We start from the raw sequence: 13,308 nt of genomic DNA on the forward strand, positions 1-13,308 counted from the left end.
TTAAGCCCTCCAGAGCCGATGGTACTCCGCGGGAAACCGCGCGGGAGAGTAGGTCGCTGCCGGATTTTTTTTGAAGGCCCCGAGTCCTCACACCCCGTGAGAACTCGGGGCCTTCGCCTTTGCGGGCCTTGCGTGCTCCGCACGAGACCAGGTTCGTGGCGCTTCCAGGCCCGCGAGGTCGGCCGCTCGCTCCCCTCCAGCGTTCATGGCCCAAGTGGCTGGAACTCTTGGGGAATCCGCCTCCAGGTGCGGTTTGACTCCCCGTTCGTGCTCCGACTAAAGTCCCGGGTTCGTCCGGTTTTCCCACCCACTGCTCCTCGGACGGCGCTGTGGCCCTCCGGGTGCGGGCGGATCCACGCAATGAAGAAGCCGACCCTATTTGGGAAGTACCTCCTCCTCGAGCGCATCAACGTTGGCGGCATGGCGGAGGTCTTCACGGCCAAGGCCTTCGGTGTCGAAGGGTTCGAGCGGATCCTCGCCATCAAGAAGATCCTCCCGACGATGGCGGAGGACGAAGAGTTCATCACGATGTTCATCGACGAGGCGCGGATCAGCGTTCAGCTGAACCACGCCAACATCGTGCACATCCACGAGCTCGGCAAACACGAGGACACCTACTTCATCGCCATGGAGTACGTGGCCGGGCGGGATCTGCGCACGCTCCTGGAGCGCTACCGGCGGCGCAAGGAGATCATGCCCACGGCCCAGGCCGTCTTCATCGCCTCGAAGATCTGCGAGGGGCTCGACTACGCCCACCGCAAGAAGGACGCACGCGGGCAGGACCTGAACATCATCCACCGCGACGTGTCTCCGCAGAACATCCTCATCTCGTACGAAGGCGAGGTGAAGATCATCGACTTCGGTATCGCCAAGGCGGCGAACCGCTCGCAGAAGACGCAGGCCGGCATCCTCAAGGGCAAGTTCGGCTACATGAGCCCGGAGCAGGTCCGCGGCCTGCCCATCGACCGTCGCAGCGACGTCTTCGCCGTGGGCGTCATCCTCTACGAGCTGCTGACCGGAGAGCGGTTGTTCGTCGGCGAGTCGGACTTCTCCACCCTGGAGAAGGTCCGCAGCGCGGACGTGCCCATGCCGCGGCAGTTCAATCCGAACATCCCGGCGGGACTCGAGAAGGTGTTGATGAAGTCCCTCGCCCGCGATGCGGAGGATCGCTACCAGTGGGGGTCGGATCTGCAGGAGGACCTGATGCGGTTCCTCCTGGCCGGCGACGCCATCTACTCGTCCAAGCATCTGTCCGGCTTCATGAAGGAGGCTTTCGCGGAGGACATCATCCGCGAGGCCGAGAAGATGGAGCGGTACTCCACCGTCGAGCGCCCGGATCAGATCGAGACCTCGGGCGTCACCGGTGACATCTCCCGCACGCAGCGGCGGCAGCAAGCCACCCCCGCGACGCCCGTGGCCGGCCGCTCCCCCACGTCTCCCGCCCAGCCCGCCGTGAAGAGCGGTTATGTGCCTCCCCCCACCGAGGAGGAACTGGCGGAGCTCGATGGGGCAGGGGACAAGACGCAGATCGTCGACTCGGCCCGGGCCCTTCGGCCGGATTCTTCCGCTCCAGAGCCCTCGGCGAGCGTGCTGGTCGATGACAGCCTGACCGGTGAGACCGGCGGCTACCTGCCTCCCGAGGACGAGACCATTCCTCCCACGCCTCGCGAGAAGTTCCGCGGCGCCGGCAGGCAGCAGGTGGTCATCGGCGAGGAAGGGGAGGGCTACTCGGGTGCGACCGTCGTCGGACCCGCTCCCACGGCACGCCTGGACTCGGAAGAACCCGTCGAGTCCAACGCCACCCGCGTCGGCCAGATCGAATCGGGCGGCACCATGGTCAGCCCCATGCCCACCGGTCAGCGGCCGCGGCTCGAAATGGATGAGGAGGATCCGTACGCCTCCCATCACTCGGAGGCGGATCAGGACGAGCAGCATCTGTCCGAGGAGGAGCCGCCGGACGAGTATGGCGAGGAGCCTCGCACGCAGGAGACCGCGGGCGATCCCCAGGAAGAGGAGGCGACCGGCCCCATCGACATCTCCTCGACGGCGCAGAAATCCGCCCAGGAGAAGTCGAAGCCGTCGGCTCCGCGTGCCCCCTCCACTGGCAAGAAGCTCCCCCCGAAGGCCCTCATTGGCGTGGCCGCGGGCGCCGTACTGCTCGTGCTCGTGGTGCTGGGCGCCGTGTTGTTCTCCGGTCCCAGCACCGGCAGCTTGATGATCTCCGTCCAGCCCGCCGAGGGGGCCGAGGTCCGGATCGACGGGCAGGTCGTCGCTCAGAACCAGGTCATCGAGCTCTCCGAGGGCACCCACAAGCTGACCGCCACTGCTCCGGGTCATCTGCCCGCCGAGCAGGAGGTCTCCGTCGCCAAGGGACAGAGCCCCCAGGTGGTCTCCGTGTCGCTGGATGCCGAACCTCCCGCCGACGCTCCCGACAAGCCGGCCGGCGGTGACTCCCAGGTCGCCGCCGCGGGTACCGGGACTGGAACCGGTACGGGTCCCCAGACGGGCCAGACGGGCACCCCGTCGGATTCGCAGCAGCCGGAGGACGCTCCGGACGAGAAGGACGAGCCGCAGACTGCTTCGGCCACCGGAACCGGTACGGGCACGGGCACGGGTACCCCGTCCGCTCCGGAGCAGCCGGCCAAACCGACCACCTTCGCGGCGGTGTTCGTCGGAGAGGCCGGCGCGGAGATCGAAGTGGACGGCAAGCGCGTGGGCAAGACCCCCGACGCGAAGCTCTCCGACCTCTCCATCGGCAAGAGCTACTCCTTCACCGTCAAGCGCGCCGGCTACAAGCCCTTCTCGAGCAAGTTCCGCTCCGAGGGGGAGACCGAGGTGAAGGTGGCCTTCGCGCTCGAGAAGGAGCAGCCACCTGCGCCTCCCCCCGAGCGTCCAGCCGTCGTGAAGAAGACGCCCGAGCCCAAGCCCGCCGTGGTGAAGGCCTCCGCTGCCGCGCCTCGGACCACCGCCAAGGGCAAGCTCGCCTGCAGCTCCAAGCCGCTCGGTGCCCAGATCTGGGTCGATGGCAAGTACACCGGCCGGGATACCCCCGCCGCGTTCGGCAACCCGGTGATCCTCCCGGTAGGCAGCCACACGGTCGTCTTCAAGCTCGACGGCAAGCAGAGCAAGCCCCAGAAGGTGAACATCACCGAGGGGGACATGGCCAAGCTCATCAACATCGCCGTCGAGTAGTCACGCATTCGTTGCCCTCTTCCCTTTGTTGGGTAAAGAGGGAGCTCCACCCGGGACCCCGACTCCCGGGTGCTGTTTCCATTAAGGTGGATCGCCATGACGACGCCCATCCGCGGCAAGGCCTCCTCGGCCGGCCCCGCGCAGCAGCCTTTCTCCTATCCGCTCCGCCGCGAGTTCGTGGAGCCCGACTGGCGGCGCCTGCCCGGCTACAAGGACGTGACCCAGACCGATTGGGAGAGCTCCGTCTGGCAGCGCAAGCACACCGTCAAGAACCTCAAGGAGCTCAAGGCCGTCCTCGGCCACTTCCTGCCCGATGACCTCCTGGCCAGCCTCGAGCGCGATCAGCGCGAGCGGGCGACGATGTCCATCCTCGTCCCGCCCCAGATGATCAACACCATGGACGAGACGGACCTGTGGAACGACCCGGTCCGCCGTTACATGCTGCCCGCCTTCGATGACCGGCACCCCGAGTGGCCCAACCACCCCAAGGCCAGCCGCGACAGCCTCCACGAGGCGGAGATGTGGGCCGTGGAAGGTCTCACCCACCGCTACCCCACCAAGGTGCTGGCGGAGATGCTCCCCACCTGCCCCCAGTACTGCGGCCACTGCACCCGTATGGACCTCGTCGGCAACGACGTCCCCCAGGTCCAGAAGCACCGCTTCCAGCTCGGGCAGAAGGAGCGCTACGAGCAGATGCTCGACTACCTGCGCCGCACGCCCACCGTCCGCGACGTGGTCGTCAGCGGCGGGGACATCGCCAACCTCCCCATCCAGGCCCTCGAGCCCTTCGTCAGCGCCCTGCTCGACATCCCCAACATCCGGGACATCCGCCTGGCCAGCAAGGGCCTCATGGCCATCCCCCAGCACTTCCTCCAGGACTCCGTCCTCCAGGGGCTGGAGCGGCTCGCCAAGAAGGCCAATGAGCGCGGCGTGGACCTCGCCCTCCACACCCACGTCAACAACGCCCGCCAGCTCACCCCCCTCGTCGGCAAGGCCGTCCGCAAGCTGCTCGACATGGGCTTCCGCGACGTGCGCAACCAGGGCGTCCTGCTGCGCGGCGTGAACAGCACCCCCAAGGATCTCCTCGAGCTGTGCTTCACCCTGCTCGATCACGCGAAGATCCTCCCGTACTACTTCTACATGTGCGACATGATCCCCAACTCGGAGCACTGGCGCCTCAGCGTGGCCGAGGCCCAGAAGCTCCAGCACGACATCATGGGGTACATGCCCGGCTTCGCCACCCCACGCATCGTCTGCGACGTGCCCTTCGTCGGGAAGCGGTGGATCCACCAGGTCGCCGAGTACGACCAGGTCCGCGGCATCTCGTACTGGACCAAGAACTACCGCACTGGCATCGAGGGCGATGACGCCGAGGCCCTCACCCGCAAGTACGAGTACTTCGACCCCATCTACACGCTGCCCGAGGCCGGTCAGCAGTGGTGGCGCGAGCAGGCCAAGGCGGCGTGATGCTCCCCCCAGTGCCGCCCTCCAAGGGCGCTTCCGCGCGTCCGGCCTCCGAGGCCGGGCGCCGGGCCCTCTTTCCCGAGGCCACGGACACCGAGTGGGCCGACTGGCGCTGGCACCAGCGTCATGCCGTTCGCAACCTCGCCCAGCTGGAGAAGTACGTCCCCCTCACGCCCGACGAGCGCGCCGGCGTGCAGGAGACCTCCTCCCTGTTCCGCATCGGCATCAGCCCCTACTACCTGTCCCTCATCGACAGGGAGCACCCGCTCTGCCCCATCCGGATGCAGTCCATCCCCGTGCGCGCCGAGGCCCGCATCCGCCCCGGTGAGCTCGAGGACCCCCTCGGCGAGGACAAGACCCGCCCCGAGGAGGCCATCGTCCACAAGTACCCGGACCGCGTGCTCTTCCTCGCGCTCGACACCTGCTCCGTCTACTGCCGCCACTGCACCCGCCGCCGCATCACCAAGGGCGGCGAGGCCGAGCTCTCCAAGGAGCAGATGCGCCGCGGCCTCGACTACATCCGCCGTCACCCCGAGGTCCGTGACGTCCTCATCTCCGGCGGAGATCCGTTCCTCCTCTCCGAGGAGCGGCTCGAGGAGCTGCTCGCCCCCCTCCACGAGATTCCCCACGTGGAGATGGTCCGCATCGGCACCCGCGTGCCCGTGTGTCTGCCCATGCGCGTCACCGACTCGCTGGCCCGACTCCTGCGCCGCTACGCCCCCGTCTACGTCGTCACCCACTTCAACCACCCCAAGGAAGTCACTCCCGAGGCCCGTGAGGCTTGTGAGCGGCTCGTGGACCACGGCGTCCCCGTCGAGAACCAGGCCGTCCTCATGCGCCGGCTCAACTCGGATGCCCGCATCATCAAGGAGCTCTCCCACTCCCTGCTGCGCATCCGCGTCCGCCCCTACTACCTCCACCAGATGGACGTCGCCCAGGGCTGCGAGCACCTGCGCACCCCCATCTCCAAGGGCATGGAGATCCTCCAGCAGCTCCGCGGCCACACCACCGGCCTCGCCGTTCCCCACCTCGCCGTCGACCTGCCCGGCGGCGGTGGCAAGGTGACCCTCCAACCCGACTACGTCCTCGAGCGCGGCGAGCACGAGACCCTCTTCCGCAACTACAAGGGCGAGCGCTACGTCTACCCCGAGCCGGAAGAGACCGACTGCTCCTGCCCCTACGACTCCGTCTGGCAGCAGCGCCGCTGGGGGTAGGGCTCCCGCCTCACTGCTCCCCGGACGGCATCTCCACCGTCGGCAGGGTCTCCGAGCCCAGCTCTCCCTCTCCCGCGGGAAGTCCCATCTCCACCTCCACCACGGGCGGCGCTCCCTCCTGCTCCTCCAGCATCACCGGGTTCTCCTCGTTGATGCCCTGCTGGATCTGGATCTCCTCCGTCCCGTTGCCCTCGGTCTTCGCCGCCGCCGCCGCCGCCTTCTCCTTCGCCTCCAGGCCCTTCTCCGCCGCCTCCACCGCCTCGTTCCCCTTCGGCCCCATCCTCGCCGTCTGTCGCGCGTAGTCCTTCGCCGACACCCCGTGCTTCTCCATCACTCCGCGCGCCGCCTCCTGCTGCTCGCGGATGATCTGCCGGCGCTCCTCCGTGCTCAGCTCCGACGGCTTCTTGTTGCCGTACGCCGCGTTCACCTTGTCCATCGCCGCCTTCTCGTCCCTCCGGATCCGCGCCATCTGCTCGGGCGTGAGATCCTCCGCGAGCACAAGGCTCGGCACGGTGAGCCAGGTCGACAGCATCAGCATGGACAGACGGCGGGTCATGGGGACTCCTGGATGGGCCTCGGTATCGTACGGGACTGCGGGGGGTCGTGGGTACAACCCGGGGGTCCTATACCCTCACCCCGTCCCTCTCCCAGAGGGAGAGGGGGTGGAGTGGCTCAGCGCTCCCGGCAGCGCGTGCAGCTGTCCGTTCCCTCCGCGCAGCTCTCCCTCGCCTGCACGCACCTCCGCGGCAGATCCGTTCGATCCGGATGCTCCGCCACCAGCTTGCAGAGGTTCTCCGCTATCTCGCACGTCCTCGTGCTCAGCGTGCATCGGTCGTCACAGGAGAGGTCTCCCTCCGTTCCCCTCGACCGTAGCTCCTCGAGTTGCGCCTCGTAGGTGGTGATCTGTTCGTCGTCCGAACCCGCTACCCGGGGTTCCACCACCTGCTTGTGACATCCCACGACGGCCAGCATCAGCAGGGCAAGGCTCGCAGCGCGCATGTGTCTCCCTTACGCGCGGCCGCTCGCTCCGTCCAGGGTCCTCAGCGCTCCCGGGGCCGGGTCTGGCCTGGGCGCTCCGGAGGCTCCTCGGCCCGGTTGCAGTACATGTACGCCGTCAACCCCAGCAGGGCCAGCACCGCCAGCTTCCTCAGCCAGTCCTCCCTCTGGCGCTTCGGAGACGTCTCCTCCTCTCGCTCGGTGGTCTCGAGCACCACCGCCACCTCCCCACCCAGTGCTCGTAATCTCCGGCACAGCGCCACCGTCTCCCCCAGCGCCGCGGGCACCACCACCGTTTCACGCTCCAGTGCCTCGGTGAGCGTTCGCGCCCAGACGTCCTCCTCCGCGTCGTTCTCCGGTGGACGGCAGGGGAGGGCCATTGCATCCGTCAGCGCCAACCCCCCCCTCAGCAGGTGCACGGAGAAGGCTTCCCGGGAGATGCCGTAGAAGGCCGCGCTCTCTTCCTGCGTGCGGCCCTGGACCAGCCGCGTCACGAGGAAGGCGGCCTGACGGTAGGGCAGCGCTCGCAGCGCGGTGCCGAGCTCGGCGGCCGTCAGCCGGGAAATGTCGGGGGCAGGGGACACGGGGGCGGCATTCTCCGTCATCCGCCGGCCGATTTCTTGAGCCATGAGCATCCCCCCCTACACTTGCCCTCATGTCGCGACCTGTTGCACTGCTGCTGCTCTTGCTCGCGCCTCTCCAGGCGCTCGCCGTGGAGACGATGCGCATCGCCATGGGCGACTCCCACGGAGAGGTGCGCGTGAGTGGCCGGGGCCTGTCCTTCGGCCCCGATACCGAGGACGCCCGCTTCTCCCCGCTCAACCAGGAGGGCGTCATCGTGCGGCGCCGTGGCTCCCGTCTGGAGCTCAATGGGGCACCCGTCATGGGCAACGCGGTGCGCTTCCGCGCGGGCGGCGCGGACTCGGACGACGCGGGCGTGCCCGGCTCCTCCCCCCTGCGCGCGGGCGACATGCAGGTCCGCGGCGACGTGGTGGTGCGCCTCTACAAGGACGGGCTCCAGCTCATCAACGTCATCCCGCTCGAGGACTACCTCACCGCCGTGCTCGGCAGTGAGATGCCCGTCTCCTTCCCTCCGGAGGCCCTCAAGGCCCAGGCCGTCGCCGCTCGCACCTACGCCCTCCAGAAGAAGCTCGAGACCTACGGCAGCCCCTTCCACATGGGCAGCAGCGTGCTCCACCAGGTCTACGGCGGCGTCAACCGCGAGGACCCGCGCACCCGCGCCGCCGTGGAGGCCACCCGCGGCGAGGTGCTCACCTACGAGCTCGCCCCCATCGAGGCCTACTTCCATGCCTCCTGCGGCGGCCGCACCGAGACCGGCCAGGATGCCCTCCAGCGAGACCTCCCCTACCTCCAGGCCGTGGACTGCCCGTGTGGCCGGCTGCCCGCCAGCCGCTGGAGCGCCACCGTCTCCGACTCCGAGCTGCATTCCGCCCTTGGCCAGTCCACCGAGGGCTTTCGCGTCACCTCCCGTACCCCTACCCGCCGGGTGAACCGGGTCGCCACCTCGGGCGGCGCCTCGCTCGATGGGGCGGCCTTCCGGCGCAAGCTCGGCTACACGAAGCTCAAGAGCCTGGAGTTCGACGTGGAGCGCACCTCGGGCGGCTGGCACTTCAACGGCCGTGGCTACGGCCATGGCGCGGGCCTCTGCCAGTGGGGCGCCAAGGCGCTCGCGGACCAGGGCCTCTCCTACCGCGACATCCTCCTGCACTACTACCCGGGGACCGAGCTCCAGCAGCTCTACTGACACATCCCGTTTCGTCGCGGCGTCCGGGCTGTTACAAGCCCCTCCTCCGTGTCGTCACTGCTCTCCGATTACGACTTCGAGCTCCCCGAGGCGCAGATCGCCCAGGCCCCCCTGTCGGCCCGCGATGCCTCCCGCCTCATGGTGGTGAGCCGCTCCTCCGGCGCGTGGGCCCACCGCCGCTTCGCCGAGCTGCCCGAGCTGCTGCGCGAGGGCGACCTGCTCGTCGTCAACGACGCGCGTGTCATCCCCGCACGTCTCCTCGGCTCCAAGGCCGGCACCGGCGGCCGGGTGGAGCTGCTCGTCGTCCGCCCCTCCGCTCCCACGCTCACCTCGCAGGCGCTCGGCGCCGCCGCCGAGGCGCTCGAGTGGATCTGCCTCGGCCAGGCCTCCAAGGGCCTCAAGCCCGGGGCCCGCGTGTCCTTCCCCGAGGGGTTGGAGGCGGAGATTCTCGAGGCGCTCGGAGGAGGGGAGTACCGGGTTCGCTTCCACGCCGCGCCGGGTACGTCGCTCGCGGAGGTGCTGGCGAAGGCCGGCCGCCTGCCGCTGCCCCCCTACATCACCCGCGCCCCCGAGGCCTCGGACGCCGAGCGCTATCAGACGGTATACGCGCGGGCCTCGGGCGCGGTGGCGGCGCCCACGGCGGGGCTGCACTTCACCGACTCCACCTTCGCGGCCCTGGCCGCCCGGGGCATCCACCGTGTCGAGGTGACGCTGGATGTGGGGCCGGGCACCTTCCTGCCCGTGCGCGAGGAGAACCTGGAGAAGCACCACATGCACCCGGAGCGCTACTTCGTCCCCGAGGCCACCGCCCAGGCGGTGAACGCCGCGAGGGCCGAGGGCCGCCGGGTGGTGGCGGTGGGCACCACGGTGGTGCGCACCCTGGAGTCCGCCACGGACCCCGGGACAGGGCGCCTGCGCGCCGGTCCCGGCGAGACGACCCTCTTCATCCGCCCCGGTTTCGCCTTCCGGCAGGTGGACGTGATGCTCACCAACTTCCACCTCCCGCGCTCCACGCTGGTGGTGCTGGTGAGCGCGCTGCTCGGCCGGGAGCGCACCCTGGCGGCCTACCGGGAGGCGGTCGCCGCCGGCTACCGGTTCTTCTCGTACGGCGACGCGATGCTGGTGACGGAGTAGGAGACACGACGCAATGGGAGAGCCGCGCAAGGAGAAGGGTGACACCCGGGTTCCACCGAGCCTGGTGCGCTATGAGCTGCTGCACGAGGACGCCTCGGGCTCGCGCGCCCGCCGGGGACGGCTGCACACCCCCCATGGTCTCATCGAGACGCCCATCTTCATGCCCGTGGGCACCGTGGGCAGCGTCAAGGGCGTGGGCCCGGATGAGCTGCTGACGCTCGATGCTCAAATCATCCTCGGCAACACCTACCACCTGATGCTCCGGCCCGGAGACGACCTGGTGGGGGAGATGGGCGGCCTGCACCGCTTCATCTCCTGGGACCGCCCCATGCTCACCGACAGCGGCGGCTTCCAGGTCTTCAGCCTCGCCGAGAAGCGCAAAATCACCGAGGAGGGCGCGGCCTTCCAGTCGCACCTGGACGGGCGCCACATCATGCTGTCCCCCGAGCGCTCCATCGAAATCCAGGAGACGCTCGGCGCCGACATCATCATGGCCTTCGACGAGTGCCCGCCCTCCACCGAGGACCGGGCCTACATGGAGAAGTCCCTGGCGCGCACCACGCGCTGGCTGCACCGGTGCGTGAAGGCCTGGAGCCGCGAGCGCTCCTCTCTCTTCGGCATCGTCCAGGGCGGCCTGAACAAGGATCTGCGCAAGGCCCATGCCGAGGAGGTGTGCGCGGTGGACCTGCCGGGCTACGCGCTCGGCGGTTTCTCGGTGGGTGAGACTCCCGAGGCCATGCACGAGGGCGTGGCCTTCTCCGCTCCGCTGCTCCCCCGGGACAAGCCGCGCTACCTCATGGGCGTGGGCACGCCCGTGGACCTGGTCACCTGCGTGGAGCACGGGGTGGACATGTTCGATTGCGTGCTGCCCACCCGCTGCGCGCGCAACGGCCTGCTCTTCACCTCCGAGGGCAAGGTCGTCATCCGCAACGCCGCCTACGCCAAGGATCCCCGGCCGGCCGACCCGGCGTGCACCTGCTACACCTGCCGCAACTTCAGCCGCTCCTACCTGCGTCACCTCTTCGTGGCGGGTGAAATCCTCGCCATGCGGCTCAACACCCTCCACAACCTCCACTACTTCCTCACCCTGATGAAGGACGTGCGCCAGGCCATCGCCGAGGACCGGTACACCTCCTTCGCCCGCGACTTCCGGGAGAAGGCCCGGGCCCAGGAGGCCGAGCGCACCCAGAAGAAGTGACCCCCGGCGGCCATCCAGACGGCCGGTCCCCTCGGGAGGGCGCGTCCAGGAGGTGGGCGGGCGGGCATGACGCACCTCGGAAAGGCCCGACCCTCCTCGCCGTTCACTTGCCCGGGGTGTGCGCCTGCTGCTAAGAGGCCCACCTTTCCGGCTTATCCGTTGTCCGCTGGTGGACGACGGAGGGGCCGAACCCCTTCCAAGCAACGAGGCCGTTTGTGGCAGACAGCTTTCTGATCCTCGCCCAGGCAGCGGGCGGACCCGGCGGGATGATGAACATCGTCTTCATCATCGGCCTGTTCGCCATCATGTATTTCGTGATGATTCGCCCCCAGCAGAAGCAGATGAAGGCGCACCGCGAGCTGCTCTCCGGGCTGAAGAAGGGTGATGAGGTCATCACCCAGGGTGGAATCATCGGGCGCATCCAGGTCGTCTCCGAGCGCGAGGTGACGCTCGAGGTGGCCACCGGGGTACGCATCCGCGTGCTCAAGTCGTCCGTGGCGGGCAGGTTCGCGGTGAGCGAGCCGGCCGCCAAGACCGAAGAGAAGAAGGAGGAGAAGTAATGGACCGCGGCTGGTACTGGAGGTTGGGCCTGGTCATCGGCGTGACGCTGCTGACCGTGTGGTTCCTGATCCCCTCCTATTATTCGATGTTCGTGCTCGACAAGAGCGAGCGCAACAACCTGGCGCTGCTCGAGGAGCGCCTGCCCAAGTGGGCTCCCCCCGCGAAGTACCGCATCAACCTGGGGCTGGACCTGCAGGGCGGCATCCACATGGTGATGCGGGTGGACACCAATACGGCGCTCCAGAAGCGGACCGAGCGCCGGGGTGATCAGATCGCCCGCTACATCAACGACAAGCAGCTGGGCCAGGTGTCCGTGGATACGGATCCCCAGGCGCTCCAGCTCACGCTGACGGCGCAGGATCCGGCCACCATGGACGCCATCGAGAAGGAGGTGCTCGCCACCTTCACCGACTTCGTCCGGGTGGGGCGTGACGGGGCGAAGCTGACGCTCGCTCCCGACGAGGGCCAGGTGAACCGCTTCCGCGAGGAGTCGGTGGACCAGGCGATGCTCGTCATCCGCCGCCGCATCGACAAGTGGGGCGTGGCCGAGGTGGACGTGCGCAAGCTGGGCACCGACGCCATCCAGATCTCCCTGCCGGGCCGCAATGATCCCGAGCAGGCCAAGGAGCTGGTGGGCACCACGGCGCAGCTCGAGTTCCGCATGGTGGACGACACCACCGACTTCTTCGGGCAGGTCATCCAGCAGAATCCTCCTCCGGAGGGCAGCAACATCACGCTGACCAACACCGAGGGCTTCCCGCAGCTGCAGGGCCCCGACCGCGAGGCGCTGCTGGCCTACTTCAAGGACAAGACGCCCGAGAACCGCGAGGTCCTGCTCGAGTGCGTGCCCAGCGCGACGAAGAAGGGCGTGTGCGACAGCTACCGCACCTTCCTGGTGGAGAAGGAAGTGCCGCTGACGGGCGAGAGCCTGACGGGCGCGGATGCCTCGCTCAGCCAGCTCAACGAGCCGGAGGTGAACGTCAGCTTCGACGCGGCCGGCGCGCGCGAGTTCGAGCAGCTCACCGAGAAGGGCACGGGCCGGCGCATGGCGATCGTGCTGGACGACTACGTGCAGTCGGCGCCGCGCATCAACGAGCGCATCGGCGGTGGCCGGGCCCGCATCACCATGGGCCGCGCGGGTGGCCGTCCCCTGCAGGAGTGGCTGTCGGACGCGCAGACGCTGGCGCTGGCCCTCAAGGCGGGCGCGCTGCCGGCGCCGGTGACCACCGGTGAGATCCGCCAGGTGGGCGCCTCGCTGGGCGACGAGCTCATCCGCAAGGGCAGCCTGGCCGCGGCGCTGGGCGTGCTGTGCGTCATCGCCTTCATGGCCTTCTACTACAAGGGCGCCGGCATCATCGCGGACGTGGCGCTGCTGCTCAACGGCCTGCTCATCCTGGGCGGTCTGGCGCTCTTCAACGCGACGCTCACGCTGCCGGGCCTCGCCGGCTTCGTGCTGACGCTGGGAGTCGCGGTGGACGCCAACGTGCTCATCAACGAGCGCATCCGCGAGGAGCTCGGCCACGGCAAGACGGCTCGCGCCGCGGTGGACCAGGGCTACGACCGCGCCTTCTGGACCATCTTCGACGCGCACGTCACCGCGCTCATCGCCGGCTTCATCCTCTTCTTCACGGGGACGGGTCCGATTCGCGGGTTCGCCACCACGCTCATCATCGGCCTGCTGGCCTCGCTCTTCACGTCCATCCTCGTGACGCGCGTGATGATGACCTACTTCGTCCACGGCCGTAACGCGCAGACGGTGTCCGTCTAAGCAGGCCCCAGGGGAA

General features: G+C 68.6%; 11 protein-coding genes and 1 rRNA gene. 9 read left to right on the forward strand and 3 right to left on the reverse strand.

Annotated features, from left to right (window positions below; all coding sequences use genetic code 11):
- The 4 genes from rrf to NR810_RS47290 all read left to right on the forward strand — a co-directional run.
- Positions 1-65, forward strand: a 5S ribosomal RNA gene (gene rrf, locus NR810_RS53090); the annotation flags it as partial.
- 295 nt (positions 66-360) lie between these two features.
- Positions 361-3,192 (forward strand): serine/threonine-protein kinase, encoded by a 2,832-nt coding sequence (locus tag NR810_RS47280; protein WP_257462371.1) that lies wholly within the window; start codon positions 361-363, stop codon positions 3,190-3,192.
- Between the two features lie 96 nt (positions 3,193-3,288).
- Entirely contained in the window at positions 3,289-4,659 is a 1,371-nt protein-coding gene (locus NR810_RS47285) for a KamA family radical SAM protein (protein ID WP_257462372.1), read from the forward strand.
- The gene (locus NR810_RS47290; protein ID WP_257462467.1) at positions 4,659-5,870 is read left to right on the forward strand and encodes a KamA family radical SAM protein; all 1,212 of its coding nucleotides are present in this window, start codon (positions 4,659-4,661) and stop codon (positions 5,868-5,870) included. The genes NR810_RS47285 and NR810_RS47290 overlap by 1 nt, the downstream gene beginning before the upstream one ends.
- Before the next feature lie 10 nt (positions 5,871-5,880).
- Here the strand turns inward: NR810_RS47290 and NR810_RS47295 are convergent, their stop codons facing one another.
- The 3 genes from NR810_RS47295 to NR810_RS47305 all read right to left on the reverse strand — a co-directional run bounded on the left by NR810_RS47295 (position 5,881) and on the right by NR810_RS47305 (position 7,495).
- A complete protein-coding gene (locus NR810_RS47295; RefSeq protein WP_257462374.1) occupies positions 5,881-6,426 on the reverse strand; it encodes a hypothetical protein in 546 nt (181 codons plus the stop codon).
- A gap of 116 nt (positions 6,427-6,542) precedes the next feature.
- Complete coding sequence (locus NR810_RS47300; protein ID WP_257462376.1) at positions 6,543-6,869, reverse strand: hypothetical protein; 327 nt, start codon at positions 6,867-6,869, stop codon at positions 6,543-6,545.
- Between the two features lie 41 nt (positions 6,870-6,910).
- On the reverse strand, positions 6,911-7,495 hold the full coding sequence (locus NR810_RS47305) for a hypothetical protein (protein WP_257462377.1): 585 nt from the start codon (positions 7,493-7,495) through the stop codon (positions 6,911-6,913).
- Between the two features lie 26 nt (positions 7,496-7,521).
- Between NR810_RS47305 and NR810_RS47310 the strand changes: the two genes are divergently transcribed.
- From NR810_RS47310 to secD, 5 genes are all read left to right on the forward strand, one after another.
- On the forward strand, positions 7,522-8,631 hold the full coding sequence (locus NR810_RS47310) for a SpoIID/LytB domain-containing protein (RefSeq protein ID WP_257462378.1): 1,110 nt from the start codon (positions 7,522-7,524) through the stop codon (positions 8,629-8,631).
- A 48-nt stretch (positions 8,632-8,679) separates the two neighbouring features.
- The gene (queA, locus tag NR810_RS47315) at positions 8,680-9,765 is read left to right on the forward strand and encodes a tRNA preQ1(34) S-adenosylmethionine ribosyltransferase-isomerase QueA (protein WP_257462380.1); all 1,086 of its coding nucleotides are present in this window, start codon (positions 8,680-8,682) and stop codon (positions 9,763-9,765) included.
- 13 nt (positions 9,766-9,778) lie between these two features.
- Entirely contained in the window at positions 9,779-10,963 is a 1,185-nt protein-coding gene (gene tgt / locus NR810_RS47320; RefSeq protein WP_257462381.1) for a tRNA guanosine(34) transglycosylase Tgt, read from the forward strand.
- A 215-nt stretch (positions 10,964-11,178) separates the two neighbouring features.
- A complete protein-coding gene (gene yajC, locus NR810_RS47325; RefSeq protein WP_257462382.1) occupies positions 11,179-11,523 on the forward strand; it encodes a preprotein translocase subunit YajC in 345 nt (114 codons plus the stop codon).
- The gene (secD, locus tag NR810_RS47330; protein WP_257462383.1) at positions 11,523-13,292 is read left to right on the forward strand and encodes a protein translocase subunit SecD; all 1,770 of its coding nucleotides are present in this window, start codon (positions 11,523-11,525) and stop codon (positions 13,290-13,292) included. Before yajC ends, secD begins: the two co-directional genes overlap by 1 nt.
- The last annotated feature ends 16 nt before the right edge of the window (positions 13,293-13,308 follow it).

Origin of the sequence: Archangium lipolyticum (genome assembly GCF_024623785.1) — a bacterium.
In the GTDB taxonomy this organism is placed as follows: Bacteria; Myxococcota; Myxococcia; order Myxococcales; family Myxococcaceae; genus Archangium; species Archangium lipolyticum.